This window comes from Mobilitalea sibirica, assembly GCF_015999265.1.
Lineage (GTDB): Bacteria > Bacillota > Clostridia > Lachnospirales > Lachnospiraceae > Mobilitalea > Mobilitalea sibirica.
Genome location: NZ_JAEAGR010000001.1, coordinates 74,089 through 89,359, shown reverse-complemented (window position 1 = coordinate 89,359; position 15,271 = coordinate 74,089). Strand labels below are relative to the sequence as shown.

The following is a 15,271-nucleotide window of genomic DNA, read 5'->3' as shown; positions in this document are numbered from 1 at the left end:
GTTGGAATATAATTTACCTCAAACTTCCCCGTTTAACTAATTTGAAACAGCCCCTTCATCTCGCTTCTTTGTTAACTACCCTGATGCTTACTTACAGGTATGTCTTGATTAAATTGAGAGGAACGTATAAAATAAGAATAAATACATTACAATTACTACTATACAAAAATTGCATACGAAAGGATTAAATCTACAATGGAAGAAAAAGAAGCAAAACGTGTGGCAGATTCTCTGACAGAACAAGTTCAGATATTAATGCCTTCCCATATAAATGGTTCAGATCGATTATTCGGAGGACAGTTAGTTCAATGGATTGACGTGGTTGCAGCAGTTGTTGCCCGTCGCCATTCCGGGCGAAATGTTACAACGGCGGCAATTGACACTTTACAATTTAAGGCTGGTGCTTATATTAATAACACTCTGGTATTAATTGGCCGAATTACTTATGTCGGTAAAACATCCATGGAGGTTCGGGTTGATACTTATGTGGAAGATATAGCAGGGATGCGTAAGGTTGTTAACCGAGCTTATCTTGTGTTAGTAGCTCTTGATGAAAATGGTAAGCCTACACAAGTTCCAAGACTAATTCTAGAATCGGAATCAGAACGGGCAGAATGGGAATCCGGTAAGAAACGTCATGCCCTACGCAACAAACGTAGGAAAGAAGGTTATTAAAGTAATTAAATCCATCGTAATATAGGTTTTTTTGTCACCATATTCATAATGAAGAGTAAATTATAGTAGGAGCGGAATTATTAACACGGATTCCGCTCCACTTAATTTTTATGATGCTCCGGTACGCAGAGCGAATTGTAATTAAATTCATTATTGAAGAAAGGAATGATAGAATGCCTAAAATTAAAATTGCTATTGATGCGGGTCACGGAAGCAATACAGGCGGAAAAAGAACACCTCCGTTTACTAAAGATGTCGATATTAACCGGGATGGAATTATCGATATAAAAAAAGGGGAACAATACAGAGAACATTATGCTAATGTAGGCGTTGCCAAACTTTTATATTCGAAGCTGGAAGCCCGTGGCTATGATGTAATTCGTACTGGTTGGGACGATGCAAATGCAAACAACGATAAGGATGACTCATTAAGCTCTCGACAAAGAAAAATAAAAGGAGAGCGTTGTGATTATTCCATCTCCATTCATTTTAATGCCTATGGTAACGGAGACAGCTTTAACAGTGCCAACGGATATGGTGTTTATATTCATAGTAAAAACCCTTCCGATTCCAAATTACTTGCAGATTATGTAATAAGAGAATTGGGTCAAGGAACCCCACAAAGGAACCGTGGTATTCGCGCAGCCAGGCTTGCTATGTGCAATTGTAAAACGATGAAAACAAAAGCTTCCATTTTATGCGAGTTGGCATTTATGACGAATGAATATGAAGCTTCGGAATTAATGGCGAATGCATATTTCTGGGAAGAATGTGCACAGGAAATAGCAAATGCCGTGGACCGGTATTGTAACTGTAACAATGAGGAGGTCACGGATAAAAACGGAATAACCAAACTTTATCATAATGTTGTATGGGGAGATACCTTGAGTGCCCTTGCTATAGCGAATAAAACTACTGTTAACCGACTTGTTGAACTCAATGATATTAAGAATCCGGATCTTATCTATGTAGGACAAAAGCTTCTGGTTGCTAAATATGTGAACTATACCGTGAAAAGTGGTGATACTTTAAGTCGATTAAGCTTAAAATACTTAGGTGATGCGAGTCGTTATGATCTTATCATGGCAATGAATGATATGAAATCGACCAGAATCTTTGTTAATCAAATATTAAAAATACCTGTAAATTAAGAATGTATTCAAATACATTAATATACAGACTCTCATGATATAAAAAGTAATATTAGAATTTATGTTTTTGCTTATCAAATGTTAAATAAAGTTTAATTTTTTTGCTAACCTTAACCTCGCGTTATCAGAATGGATCGTCCTTCCGGTTTATGTATGCATTAAAAAACAGGGAATTTGTTCCTTTACAAACATCCCTGTTTTTTTATTCGTTTTTACCTAACTATATTTCACTTTAAATGATTTTATAAACTTAATCCAATATCACAATTTAATATATTTCTAAAGCTCTATCGATTGCGCTTTTTTGACAGCCTCCTCAAGAGTCATGCCAGTAAAGTCCTGAGCAGATATCCATCTTCCACTCTTTTTATCATCTAAGAATGCTCCGACACACATTCCGGGTATACTGCTTTCCACGCTATTAGGAGCATGAGGTCCTCCCAAATCAGTACGACACCAACCGGGATCTGCTAGGTTAATCATAACATTCGACCCCTCTAATCTGGAGCCCAGATCCTTGGTAAACTTATCCAAAGCAGCCTTACTAGCTGAGTAACCTGCCTGTTCCGGCTCATCCTTAATTCCGCTGGTAGTATTAATTACTCTGCCGAAGCCCTTCTGAACCATCTTCGGTATTAACCGATAACATATCATAGCAGGAGCTATTGTGTTAATGATAAAACTTTGAGTAAAATCCTCTACCGGCGTTTTAAAATACTCTTGCCGATATGCAATTTGAACCGCGGCATTATTAAATAATATATCTACATGGGTACCCTTCTCTTCTATCTCATCCAGCATTCGATTCACAGCATTGATATCTGAAAGCTCCGCTTGTACTGCATACGCTTTCACACCCCTCGCTTTTACTTCTTCAATCACCTTCTCCGTATGGGAAATGCTTCTTGAATGCAGTATAAGATTACATCCATGTTCCGCCATAAAAAGTGCTATATGATAACCTACTCCTCTACTGGCTCCCGTAATGAGTGCCCACTTGCCTTTTACATTTGTCATATTATAAAACCTCCTACCTTATAGAGTTATTATTTTTATTACTTAAACAGATCTTTTCTTTTTATACATCCTATATTAGTATGGCTTTATAGGCGGATGCTTAAGATTTTTTGTCAGCTTATCCTATATGTAATAATATCATGAGTATCCATATATTACTATCCCCAGCAAACATATATTATAGTATCCTACATGAATTTTATATAATATAATACATAATCTATATTCCTATTATTCAGTATTCCAACAACTCACAAATTAAATATTCCAATAAGTTAAATTTTTTTATAAATTGAATATTCCCTTTGATAATATCGAGTATTCCAACAAACGATAAAACTGAGTATCCTACAATGATAAATTTGAATACTCCAATAAATGTATTGACATGTTTTAATGTATATGATAAACTTTTAAAAATTTCAGATTAAGGATGATTTTATGATATTCATTTTAACCTTAAATCCGAATAGGGACGACGATAAGCAGCGCTTGTAGCTATGTAATTCACATAGGTACAGGCGCTTAAAGTCTTGTGCCTATGTGGATTTATATTTATAGTTTAAAGCTTAACCACATTGGTATCATTGTAAGCTATTACAATTCCAATGTGGTTTTTTTATTATCATTTTTTGAAAGGTTGTGATATTATGCGACATACAGATTATGTCGGAATGGATTTCGTTTTTTATAAATAACCTAGTTATACTGATAACCTATAAACAATTATAATTAAAATGTTTATTTGAAAGGAGAAAGCTATATGCTACAAATAGATGGAACAAAAACTAAAACCCCTACTTCACCTAGGGAATTAATTCATAGCATCGGTACTACCGTCACATTACAGGGTGCAATCTATAAAATCAGAACTATGAGCGGCTTTGCTTTTGTAATAATAAGAACTCACAACACCTTAGTGCAAGGTATCTATCACCCTGACTTTTCTGAATTTCCATTGGAGCTACTGAAAGAAGAAGCTTGTGTTACCATAACCGGTAAAGTGGTTGAAGATAAACGTTCCAAAACAGGATATGAGATACATTTAATGAAGGTTAAGATACTCTCCTCCCCTATACAAGTACTCCCTGTTGTTATTAATAACAAAAATATGGTAGTCTCTATGGATACTCTAATAGACTATCGACCGATTACACTACGTAATGAAAAAGAAAGAACCATCTTCAAGCTTCAGGAAGGCATCTGCCGTGGTTTTCGAAGTTTCTTATTTTTAAACAATTTTACAGAAATTCATACACCAAAAATCGTATCTGCCGGTGCTGAAGGCGGAGCCAATATCTTTAAGCTGGATTACTTTGGAAGAGATGCCTATTTGGCTCAAAGTCCGCAGTTTTATAAGCAGATGATGGTTGGTGTTTATGAGCGGGTTTTTGAAATTGCCCCTGTGTACCGGGCCGAAAAGCATGATACCTCCAGACATTTAAATGAGTATATCAGTGTGGATTTTGAGATGGGTTATCTGGAAGACTATACCGAATTGATGCATATGGAAACTCAAATGCTTAAGTATACCCTAGACTTCTTAAAAAGTAATTATGCTTATGAACTTGATCTTCTAAAGGTTAATTTGCCTGAGATTTCAGGTATCCCTGCGATTAGGTTTCATACAGCCAAAGAAATGATTGCCAAGGAATATCACAGAGAAATGAAAGATATGGAGGATTTTGAACCGGAAGAAGAAAAACTTCTCTATGAAATGATAAAGAAAAGAACCGGAAGTGAATTCGTATTCATTACTCATTACCCCAGCAAAAAACGCCCTTTCTATACCATGGATGATCGTGAAAACCCTGAACTTACCCTAAGTTTTGATTTACTGTTTCGCGGATTGGAGATAACTACAGGAGGACAAAGAATTCACAATTATAGGGAGCAATTAAGTAAATTGATTTCTCGCGGTATGAACCCGGAAGCATTCGATAGCTATTTAATGCTTCATAAATACGCAGTACCGCCCCACGGAGGGTTAGGGCTTGGTCTTGAACGATTTACAAGCCGTCTTTTAGAACAGAGTAATGTAAGATACTCTTGTCTATTCCCTCGGGATATTAATCGACTGATACCATAGAAAAAAGTTAGTTATAGAACAAAAGGCTATAGAAAAAAAAGATAAATTGGGAATATAACTCACCGTAGCTCCTTGTTTGCCGGACATATTTATATACTTTTTTAATGCAAAATCAATCATGTCCCTAGGTAAGTTATATTCCCATATGCTTATAGTTTACTAAACCATTTCTTTGATTGAGACTAATTAATAGCTATTTTAAGAAATCCATCTGTTCTTTTCGATGTTCTTGCTTAATTTTAGCATTTTTAAATGCTTCATCATCCATGTGATCTGCATTATGATTAAGATAACCTTCTGTAAATATAAATCGTTTCTCCGTATTTTCCAGATAATTATTAGATGCATTCTCGCCATGAGCAATAATGTTTTTTAGATTCTGTATTTCGTTCTCTCTTTGCTGATTGATATCTTTTGCATGCTGAATATTTTCCGGTGAATCAGAGATATCGGAATGCTCCTCTAAATGTCTCTCCGTCCGTGTCTTTCGCTCCACCAAACTAATCAGATGGTCTATTCTTCGTTCATTTTCCAAACCTCTATCGTCACGTGATCTGTTATCCTGATCCATGTTTTCCCACCTTTCCTACTTTTTTGAGAAGTATTTCTCTTTATTATTTTTTCCTCTGAGTCAATTTGTTATACTGGTTTAAAAGTCCTTGCTATTTTAGCTTTTTGGGAATACATGCATTATGTGCCGATACGAATAAATGCTGTCATTACATCTATATTTTGATTAATTTTTTATTATTTTATTTTAATGATCTCATATAATAAAACATATATTGCTGAATTATCCCGGCATAACCTTGGTATTGTTCTACATCAAAGCTGTTTTGATATACTTCGTTTAAAACCTTATTTATCCATACATCAACGGGAAAAGCCTCGATATGATGGAGTCCATAAAGTGAAATACAATTAGCAACCTTATCTCCCACACCAGGAATGGTTTTTAATGCAGTAACAGCCTCCTCATGACTGCACGCTTTTAGCTGATCTAAATTAATTCTGCCTTCGTGTATTGCCTGTGCAGCCTTAATGATATATTCATCGCGATAGCCTAGCTTTAACTCTCTTAGTTCCTCTTTTTTTGCATTTGCCAGACGACCAGGGGTAGGAAATGCATAATATCCCATTTTGTAATGCTCTTCACTGATTTTAAATTCTCCATACCGATTGCAGATACCCTCGATACATTTTTTTATCGAAGGTATATTTTTATTTTGAGATATGATGAAACTAATTAATATTTCAAAGGGTTCCTGCCTTAGTATCCGTATGCCTTTACCGTAATCTCCGGCTTTCTTTAAAAAATCATCCTTACCCTTCATAAGTTTTTGTATAATACGATTATAATCATAGGACAAATCAAAATAATCCTTCCAAATCAATTCATACTCTTCTCCACTACAACTAATTTCTATGGCTGTATCGTCCAACTGTTTTAACTGTAGATATCTTCCGTATGCAATCAAGCTGAAAGTATCCTGTTTTATCTCATTCATCCGAAAACACTGTCCGGATTCCGCTATTTGTCTTATATTTATATTATTTGATTCTATTATCATAACATAACCCCATCTATAAGAATAATTGTCAATTTGTTCCTATTAGTTCTCAAGGATCTCATATTATTTCTTATATTATACCCTTTGAAACCATAAAACAACTGAAACAACATTTCTTTAACCTCCAGAATATAGATTTGAACCTTGCCAAAATACGGTATTAGGTTTATTATATGGTATCATAGCATGTTTATAATAATTTTATACGATTCGATAATATGGTTTATTTTGTACTTTTTACATGTCCTAAACCATAGACAGGAGGATTACTCTATGCATTTTACAACAAATCTGGAAGGTCTTCAAATAAGATTTGCCGAAGAAAAAGATATCTCTTTGGTTTTAAGCTTTATCAAAGAACTGGCAGACTATGAAAAAATGTCTAATGAAGTAGTTGCCACGGAAGATATTCTGAAAAAGAATTTATTTGACCAAAAGATGGCGGAGGTAATCATAGCCGAATATTATGGCAAACCGGTAGCTTTCGCTTTATTTTTTCATAACTTCTCCACCTTCTTGGGAAGGCCCGGAATTTATCTTGAGGATTTATATGTAAAACCTGAGATGAGGGGTAAGGGAATTGGTACTGTGCTGTTATCCTTCCTTGCCAAATTAGCTGAGGAAAGGGAATGCGGCAGATTGGAATGGGCCTGTCTAAATTGGAATGAGCCTTCCATTAAATTTTATAGAGGATTAGGTGCAGTCCCCATGGATAAGTGGACTGTTTATCGTGTCCACGAAGACGCATTGCGAAATCTGGCATCAAAGTATGATTAAGAAGTTTCTGTTTTAACATGTTAATTCGTCAGTATAAATTTTAGTGAAATTATAGTGGGGCTACTATATAATTTCACCGATTTATTATGCAATAGCCTCAAAATTCTTCCTAAGTAATTTTTGTTAAATAAAACAGATTGCGTTATCCGATATAATCACTTATAATGTGTTAGGATTTAATGAATGTTAAAGATTATGAATAGTAAAGACAAATATCTGCTTCATATAAGTAGGAGGTTTCTATATAAGAAATGTTATATAATATCATGTTTATCCATAGATACTTGATGGGCCAGGTAAGAAGAATTTATTTTATGGCCTTACCCGAGACTAAGAAGGATTATAAGAAAAGCCGGGTATATTATACCACTGCCGATAGCGCAGCACAAACCATTGTGCAATTGGCCGGTGGTACTTTTTTGGCGTCCATTATGTCTTACAGTGGAATTTCTGATGCCAATATCGGTATTATCACGTCCCTGGTTAGTTTTGCGGCTCTGTCGCAGCTGTTTTTAATTAATTTTTTGAAACGTATTAAAAAATATAAGCTTTTGGTGTGTGTAACTGCATTACAGCGTACCTTGTTTGCTTTGATTTATCTAATTCCTCTGCTAGGAATAAGTAACATGCAAAAATCTATTCTTATCGTTGTTCTTTATTTTATCGGGCAGGTTTTTGTTCAGATCGGATTACCGGCATCCCAGGACTGGATCGCAAGTCTGGTTCCATGCCGTCTAAGAGGTAAATATTTTTCCATCAAGGATTCTGTCGCTGTATTTGTTGTTTCCAGCACTATGCTGCTTGCAGGAATGATCCTGGATTATTATAAACCCCGAGACATATTAGTTGGATTTGTAATCATAGGTACTATTATCTTTATCCTCACTATGGTAAATGTTATCGCACTTTCAAAAATGAAGGAACCGAAAACCTCCTATGTGAATCAGGATGGAAAGGAAATGCACGGGAGCCTTGCAAAAAAAGCCAGAGACAGTGAAAAATCTTTACATAAGACGGAACAGGGAATCCTCATGGAGTTGAAGGGAGCATTTATCGATCGTAAATTTAGAAAAGCTTTTACAGTTCAATGCCTCTTCACCCTGGGCTTTTATATCTGTATTCCCTTTAACGCCAGCTATCAGATTAATGAATTAGCCTTGCCTTACACTTTTATTATGCTCATCGGTTTTGTCGCGAACTTATATCGTATCTACATCACTCCTAAGTTTGGCCGTTTAGCAGATAAATTTGGAATGGCAAAGATGCTTCGTTATACCTTGTTCGCTTTAGGCTTGAATTTCTTGACCATGGCACTTACCGTACCCGAGAACGCTTACCCCTTACACATCATCGGATCAGTTCTAGCTTCTACAGCCTGGGCATTCGTAGGTATCGGTTTATTCGGTGTACAATTGGATTTCTTTAAGAGTGAGAAGAGAATGGTTTGGCTTACCATAACCTCCTCCGTATCCGGTATCTTTGGATTTCTGGTATCTATTGTTGGCGGAGCAATACTATCTTTTCTCCAAAGGAATCCGATTGAATTATATGGGAGACCCATATATGCCCAACAGGTCCTTAACATACTTGGATTTTTTGTTTTATTATCTGCAGTATTCTATATCAGGTACTATATTGAGACAGAAAAAATCGATACCAATCGATCCGACGGAAGAATTCAGATATAAACGTGAAACATTGAAGTTAAACATCTCGTCCGTGTGCATATATGTCTAAGGCGGTTAAATTCCTATCATGTGAGTCGCATCCTAAAGGGAGCGTTTTATTGAATAGGATGAATTCTATTATACAACAAAAGGGTATTTATGTAATTCTTATATCCAAATAAAACAACCTATGTTAAAATGGTAAATAACAGCAATTTATACATAGGAGGTAATTGAAAATGGAAACCAGACCTTATATCTCATGGGATTTGATAAGCACGTTTATGACACAAGCGTTTGAAAAATTAGGAGTTCCTAAGGAAGAAGCGCTTGCCTGTGCGGATGTGCTTATGGAAAGTGATCGTAGAGGAATTGAAAGTCACGGTTGTAATCGATTTAAAGCGATCTATGTAGATCGTATCCTGGCAGGAATTCAAAAACCGATTACCGAATTTGAAGTACTTCGGGAAACCGCTACAACAGCTGTTGTAGACGGTCATGACGGCATGGGTATGATTGTTGGAAAGAAATCCATGCAAATGGCAATTGATAAGGCAAAAAAATATGGTATGGGTATGGTAGCAGCACGTAACTCCACCCATTACGGAATCGCCGGTTATTATGCATCCATGGCCACAGATCAGGGGATGATCGGCATCACAGGAACCAATGCACGACCCTCTATCGCTCCTACCTTTGGCGTGGAGAATATGCTTGGCACCAATCCCTTAACAGTAGGTTTTCCAACGGATGAAGAATTCCCTTTTATACTTGATTGTGCTACCAGTATAACACAGAGAGGTAAGATTGAATACTTTGCCCGAACGGGTAAAAACACTCCAGAGGGTATGGTAATCGGACAGGATGGCTCTGCCTTAACAGACAGTAAGCAGATATTAACGGACCTTACCAAGGGATCTGCTGCCCTAGCACCCTTAGGTGGAATTGGTGAAGAACTGGCCGGATATAAGGGTTATGGTTATGCTACCGTAGTAGAAGTACTTTCTGCCGCCCTGCAGGCGGGCAGTTTCTTAAAGATGTTAACCGGCGTAGATGAGCAAGGGCAAAAATGCCCGTATCATCTGGGTCATTTCTTCCTGGCAATCGATCCGGAAGCCTTTTTAGGATTGGATACTTTCAGAAAAACCACCGGCGATATCCTCAGGGCTTTAAGGGCTTCTAAACTTGCCCCCGGTGAGGAACGGATCTATACAGCAGGCGAAAAAGAGTACCTATGTTGGCTAGATCGTAAGGATAAGGGCGTTCCGATCGGAGATGAGGTTCAGAAGGAATTTATCGAAGTAAGGAATAAACTGGGTCTTTCGATTCGTTTTCCTTTTGAAGCATAGCAAAGATTTAAAATACATCTTATTACTAAACCGAACATCGTATTGCCTACAATAAAATTCAAGAAAATGTATTTATCTTAGTCTACTATATACCCACTTATCGAAAAATATAAAAAGCATGCTACTGGCTGCAACAAACAGCCAGTAGCATGCTCTTTATGTTTAGCTAAATTGCTTACGTTATAACTTAACAGATCCTTTTATCAAATCCTTATTGTCTGAACTGGTACCAATATATACTTCATATTCCATTGCTTCCAGTTCCATCTGGTTCGTCTCTTCATTATAATAACAGAGCTTCTCTGTAGGACAAGACAGCGTTACAATCATCTCTTCTCCGGGGACAAGATTTACTCTGGTGAAGCCGCGAAGCAGCTTAACAGGCCGATCTATGGAGGATTTTGAGAAGCCTACATACATCTGAACAACTTCTGCCCCTTCTCTGTTTCCTGTATTCTTAAGCTTACAGGAAGCATATACTTGGTTACCCTCTGCCTTAAAGGTTGCATCCGATACCTCAAAGGTCGTATAGGATAATCCAAAGCCATAAGGTAAGAGTGGTTTCACGCCTTCTTTTTCCAATTTTGCATATCCATGATAATAATCATAATGCTGTTTGGTGGTTTCCCAGTCTACCTGTGGCAGGTCACTCTCCTGATAGGGTAATACATATGGGAGCTTTCCACTGGGGCTGATATCTCCAAATATGATTTCACCCAGTGCTCTTCCACCTTCCATGCCGGGATAATAAGCCATGATGATTGCACCGACAGAATCCATCCATTCCGTGATCATAATTGTATTACCACCAATCAATACGGCCGTAGAACAATCATTTACCGGGCCAACTGATTTAATTAATTCAATTTCATTTTGATGAAGACCAAGGGAATATTTTCGGTCGCCACCCATAGAGCCGGTATAACCTTCCGCTTCTTCTGCGGATACAAATTCACCTTCATCATTATAATCATAACCTACCACAAAGACTACAGCATCAGCTTCCTTAGCCAGAGCCTTAGCTCTATCCAGATCCTCACCCTTATCAAAAATTACTTCCGTATCCGGTGCTGCCATACTAAGTCCTTGCACCGGCGATATTACATAAGGAGGGCGTACCCAGCTGGAACCGTGATCACCAATTGGCTCAGCCTCTCCTAAAGCTCCCAGAACAAGAATCTTCTTCACTTTCTTTTTATCTAAGGGTAATATCTGTTTTTCATTCTTAAGCAGAGTAATGCCTTTTCTGGCACTTTCTAGTGCAAGGGCTATATGCTCCTTGGATGCAAGTACAGAGGAATTACACTGCGTATCCTGCTGGCTTGTAAATGCTAATAGAGTACGGATAATTCTTAGCGCCGATTCATCAATCTTCTCTTCCGAAACCTTACCATCCTTTACAGCCTGAACTAATTTATCACCAAAAAATACGGTATGCGCCATCTCCATATCCTGACCGCCGTTTGCAGCCTCCACTGTATCTTTGACACCCCAGTAAAAATCACTCATTACAAAGCCATCGAAATCCCATTCTTTCTTTAAAACTTCATTTAAAAGATAATCATGATGTCCACAATGGGTTCCATGGTACAGATTATAGGAGCTCATCACACTGGCTGCCCCAGCATCAATACATTCCTTAAAATGAGGAAGATATACCTCTCTCTCAGTTCTCTTATCACATTCAACGCTTACTTTAAAACGGGAATTTTCCATTTGGTTAAATGCATAGTGTTTTACACATGCAATAATATCCTCTTCCTGTACGCCTCGGACTAAAGCAGCCCCCATCTGTCCTAGATGATAAGATTCCTCTCCATAGGTCTCCTGGCTTCTTCCCCAACCGGGATTATAAGGAAGGTTTATGCATACCCCACCAAACAAATTGCCACCAAAGGCTTTAATTTCTTTCCCAATGGCATGTCCTATCTTCTCCTCCAGTAAAACATCAAAGCTGGCACCTCGGAGCATGGATACCGGGAAGCAGGTGGTTTTTCCATTCCCGCATACGACCCCCCTCGGCCCATCACAGAACAACATAGGGGGAACACCAACCCTCTCAATTCCTCCGGCAGGGTAAGGGACATAGTTATAATGCAGATTATCCGGATCTGTCTTAATATTTTCCATCTCCTGCGCCAAACTCATTCTGCCGCTCATAAGATAAACCTTTTCCTCAAGTGTAAGATTTTTCAAAATCGATTTCGCTTTTTCCGTAAATCCAAGACGATATTCCTTAGTACACTTCATATAATGTCACTCCTTGTTTTATATTTGCAGGACAAACAAAACCTTTGGCCTGCCACTTATGTTAATAAGATAAATTAATAATCCAATTCGTAATAAATTCACAGTTAATAGTTATGCTATCCATAATTCTATTTTCCTATTAGCAATGCTATCTTATTCTGGATTATCCTTCATAACAGTTATAACATTAATTAATCATATCTTCAATGTATATAACAGTTTTTTGCATGTCAGATTACAGTTTCTACTCCTATGGGATACATTTTCTAGTTAACATTTCGCATTATATTTCTTACCGCAGTTTCTATTGTTTTCTCACCTTTTAAATAAGATTTGCTTTCTTTTAATATATATTGATACATAGCTTCATCGTAATTGATTGGTGTATCCAGATTTTGAATCATTGCTTTTAATCGGTTGATCTGATCCTGTGTTGCGGGATAGGAAAATTGTAATTTGCTGCCGGATATCGGATCGATGACCGTTCCTCCCTGTAAAATCTTCTCTGAGTCATTCGTCCAATAGGAATAGGCTACCTGATTTACAGGAAGGCCCCGTCCAACATGTTTTTTTTGAACTTCTTCTGATAAAAGCATTGTAATAAATTCCTTAGCTAGCTTCTGATTTCTGCTCTCTTTATTAATTCCAACGACTACATAAGGCTTATACATAAATCTGGCTGTTTTATATATATAATTTAATTTTGATACTTCCTCCAAAAGAAGAAAATTCTCTAACCCAGCCAAATCCATTGTGATTAATTGTGCACGATTTTGTATCATTTCCAGAAGCCTTGAATTTTCATTCCATTGCTCATAACTTAAATTCGGATTGTAGCAGTCCAGTTCCTTCAGTAGTAATAAAAACGTCTCCAATTTATCCATATTAAGTTTTCCATTAGAATCAACTATATCCTGATAAAACAACCGAAAATAAGAATAAATTAACTGATCTTGATTTAAACGTTCTCCCATGATTGCCCTATCGCTTATCTTCGAATATTCAAGCAACCGTTCCATGGTTTTTGTTTCCCTTAAGACCTTAGTTTTACCGGCATAGATACTGGGTGCGATTTTCATGGGAAAAGTATAGATCTTTCCCTCTGTTGTATAATGATTCACTATATTACCGAATATTTTATTGTCCTTCACCATAGGTAATAATACACTACTTAAATCAGTATAAATATCTTTCTTAATATAGGCGTCTGTAGGAAGGTAATCACTGACTATGATATCTGCACCTTTTCCTGCTATAATCTCTGAATTTAACGCCGCAATATAATCTTTTAATTCTAAGGAAGTCTCTCCGTTTTTCGCGATACGGTAATCTATGCTAACCTCAGGATGAACCTGTTGAAACTTTATACTGGCTTGTTGAATGATATCACATTTTTCTATGGAACTGATTGTAAGTATAATATCAGGAACAGCGGGTAAATCTTCATGATATTTATATTGAATGAATTCGTACGTACCGTTATAGTCCAAATAAAGCACGAAATAAGTATCTTCTTCGTCCTTAGTTATATTTTGAATGGATAAGGATGGTATACTCATGGAAGCAGCCGAACCACTAATTAGTGTTTCCATAATTGCGCCACCTTTATCTACAGACGACAGACCGTTTTTATCTACAACGAATACTCTGCCAAAAAGATCTGTCCCGATTGATATATTACCGACAAAAGAAATGTCATCATCCGTATTGATGGTTATTTCATTCGTTAGTTCTTCGGATTGCTTATTCATAACAAGAAGTTTATTATATTCCTTGTTCACAGCAATAATATCCTGGCCTGTTGCCGCAACTGCTCCATTAATTCCTGCCTCAAACCGAAGAAGTCTCTTACCACTCTCTTTATCATATACCTTAACCATTCCCGTATATCTGTCTAATAAAATAATATCTCCGTCTTCCATAATCTCAAAGTCGGATGGATATGGATATTTGCCTATCTCATCTTTTAAAGTCAAATCTTTAATTACGATTTTTTGCAACCTATTGCTGTCTGTAATCTCGTATATACTGACGTTTCCCTGAGCGATATCATTATTTTTAGCGATTGCATATAGCTTGTTGTCTTTTCCATATTTCATAAGATAAATACTTCGGTCTTTAAGTTCTTTCTTGTCTGCCCATGCAGGTATCTCTCTTTCCCACTGACCTTTCTGAGCATAGTTATATTTTGTATATTGGTTTGTCTCATAATTAATCGCATATAACTCAATCACTCCCATAGGATTCTTAAGTATAGTTAAAACGGACTCATCCATTTGTTTTACCTGCACCGGAAGTTCAATCTTTTCTTCCGCATAGCGACCCATAGCTACCTTGGATGTATTGTTTCTAAAACCGCATCCGACAAGCAATATAATCATGAAAATCATCATTATGATAAGTTTACTGTTTTTCATAGTTCCTCCGAAATATAGTATATATACTGATTATATCAGATATTATTGTATAATCCATAGATCCGGTATGAAAATATGTACTAATTTTATACATATGTATTTGTATAGATGAAATCCTTTTATGACCTTTATACTATGATCCATGGATACTTTTGTATTCACGAATATATTCCTTCTTATAGACAGAGTGGACTACTATAAAATAAATTTTACAGCAATCCACTCTATCGTCAGTTATTTATGAAAACTACATTTTGTGAGTTCAAAATGTAAGTGGTTGTTAAATAACTGTATGTGATCTAACGTAA

Annotated in this window: 11 protein-coding genes; 6 read left to right on the top strand and 5 right to left on the bottom strand. The window is 36.7% G+C overall.

What is annotated here, in order from left to right; all coding sequences use genetic code 11:
- The first annotated feature begins 195 nt into the window (after positions 1 to 195).
- Complete coding sequence (locus tag I5677_RS00355; RefSeq protein WP_197659569.1) at positions 196 to 675, top strand: acyl-CoA thioesterase; 480 nt, start codon at positions 196 to 198, stop codon at positions 673 to 675.
- Positions 676 to 848: 173 nt separating this feature from the next.
- A complete protein-coding gene (locus tag I5677_RS00350; protein ID WP_197659568.1) occupies positions 849 to 1,826 on the top strand; it encodes an N-acetylmuramoyl-L-alanine amidase in 978 nt (325 codons plus the stop codon).
- A 279-nt stretch (positions 1,827 to 2,105) separates the two neighbouring features.
- On the opposite strand, the gene I5677_RS00345 is transcribed toward I5677_RS00350, so the two are convergent.
- Positions 2,106 to 2,843 (bottom strand): SDR family NAD(P)-dependent oxidoreductase, encoded by a 738-nt coding sequence (locus tag I5677_RS00345; RefSeq protein WP_197659567.1) that lies wholly within the window; start codon positions 2,841 to 2,843, stop codon positions 2,106 to 2,108.
- Between the two features lie 763 nt (positions 2,844 to 3,606).
- Between I5677_RS00345 and aspS the strand changes: the two genes are divergently transcribed.
- Complete coding sequence (gene aspS, locus I5677_RS00340; RefSeq protein WP_197659566.1) at positions 3,607 to 4,932, top strand: aspartate--tRNA(Asn) ligase; 1,326 nt, start codon at positions 3,607 to 3,609, stop codon at positions 4,930 to 4,932.
- A gap of 193 nt (positions 4,933 to 5,125) precedes the next feature.
- Here aspS and I5677_RS00335 read toward each other — a convergent pair whose 3' ends face one another.
- Positions 5,126 to 5,503 (bottom strand): hypothetical protein, encoded by a 378-nt coding sequence (locus I5677_RS00335; RefSeq protein ID WP_197659565.1) that lies wholly within the window; start codon positions 5,501 to 5,503, stop codon positions 5,126 to 5,128.
- A 181-nt stretch (positions 5,504 to 5,684) separates the two neighbouring features.
- Entirely contained in the window at positions 5,685 to 6,503 is an 819-nt protein-coding gene (locus tag I5677_RS00330) for a DNA-3-methyladenine glycosylase family protein (protein WP_197659564.1), read from the bottom strand.
- Positions 6,504 to 6,776: 273 nt separating this feature from the next.
- Here I5677_RS00330 and I5677_RS00325 point away from each other — a divergent pair, with 273 nt between their 5' ends.
- The 3 genes from I5677_RS00325 (at position 6,777) to I5677_RS00315 (ending at position 10,296) form a co-directional block, all read left to right on the top strand.
- Positions 6,777 to 7,280 (top strand): GNAT family N-acetyltransferase, encoded by a 504-nt coding sequence (locus I5677_RS00325; RefSeq protein WP_197659563.1) that lies wholly within the window; start codon positions 6,777 to 6,779, stop codon positions 7,278 to 7,280.
- A gap of 251 nt (positions 7,281 to 7,531) precedes the next feature.
- A complete protein-coding gene (locus tag I5677_RS00320) occupies positions 7,532 to 8,968 on the top strand; it encodes an MFS transporter (protein ID WP_197659562.1) in 1,437 nt (478 codons plus the stop codon).
- A gap of 218 nt (positions 8,969 to 9,186) precedes the next feature.
- Positions 9,187 to 10,296 carry an Ldh family oxidoreductase gene (locus I5677_RS00315; RefSeq protein ID WP_197659561.1) on the top strand — a complete coding sequence of 370 codons (1,110 nt, stop codon included), beginning with the start codon at positions 9,187 to 9,189 and terminating at the stop codon, positions 10,294 to 10,296.
- A 180-nt stretch (positions 10,297 to 10,476) separates the two neighbouring features.
- Here the strand turns inward: I5677_RS00315 and I5677_RS00310 are convergent, their stop codons facing one another.
- Together I5677_RS00310 and I5677_RS00305 are read right to left on the bottom strand one after the other, a co-directional pair.
- Entirely contained in the window at positions 10,477 to 12,546 is a 2,070-nt protein-coding gene (locus I5677_RS00310; protein ID WP_197659560.1) for a beta-glucosidase family protein, read from the bottom strand.
- Between the two features lie 266 nt (positions 12,547 to 12,812).
- Positions 12,813 to 14,963 carry an ABC transporter substrate-binding protein gene (locus I5677_RS00305; RefSeq protein WP_197659559.1) on the bottom strand — a complete coding sequence of 717 codons (2,151 nt, stop codon included), beginning with the start codon at positions 14,961 to 14,963 and terminating at the stop codon, positions 12,813 to 12,815.
- Between the last annotated feature and the right edge of the window lie 308 nt (positions 14,964 to 15,271).

What these genes read in the sequence shown, in the direction of transcription:
- I5677_RS00355 (WP_197659569.1), top strand. Translation starts at nt 196, where the DNA reads ATGGAAGAAAAAGAAGCAAAACGTGTGGCAGATTCTCTGACAGAACAA.
- I5677_RS00350 (WP_197659568.1), top strand. Translation starts at nt 849, where the DNA reads ATGCCTAAAATTAAAATTGCTATTGATGCGGGTCACGGAAGCAATACA.
- I5677_RS00345 (WP_197659567.1), bottom strand. Translation starts at nt 2,843, where the DNA reads ATGACAAATGTAAAAGGCAAGTGGGCACTCATTACGGGAGCCAGTAGA.
- aspS (WP_197659566.1), top strand. Translation starts at nt 3,607, where the DNA reads ATGCTACAAATAGATGGAACAAAAACTAAAACCCCTACTTCACCTAGG.
- I5677_RS00335 (WP_197659565.1), bottom strand. Translation starts at nt 5,503, where the DNA reads ATGGATCAGGATAACAGATCACGTGACGATAGAGGTTTGGAAAATGAA.
- I5677_RS00330 (WP_197659564.1), bottom strand. Translation starts at nt 6,503, where the DNA reads ATGATAATAGAATCAAATAATATAAATATAAGACAAATAGCGGAATCC.
- I5677_RS00325 (WP_197659563.1), top strand. Translation starts at nt 6,777, where the DNA reads ATGCATTTTACAACAAATCTGGAAGGTCTTCAAATAAGATTTGCCGAA.
- I5677_RS00320 (WP_197659562.1), top strand. Translation starts at nt 7,532, where the DNA reads ATGTTATATAATATCATGTTTATCCATAGATACTTGATGGGCCAGGTA.
- I5677_RS00315 (WP_197659561.1), top strand. Translation starts at nt 9,187, where the DNA reads ATGGAAACCAGACCTTATATCTCATGGGATTTGATAAGCACGTTTATG.
- I5677_RS00310 (WP_197659560.1), bottom strand. Translation starts at nt 12,546, where the DNA reads ATGAAGTGTACTAAGGAATATCGTCTTGGATTTACGGAAAAAGCGAAA.
- I5677_RS00305 (WP_197659559.1), bottom strand. Translation starts at nt 14,963, where the DNA reads ATGAAAAACAGTAAACTTATCATAATGATGATTTTCATGATTATATTG.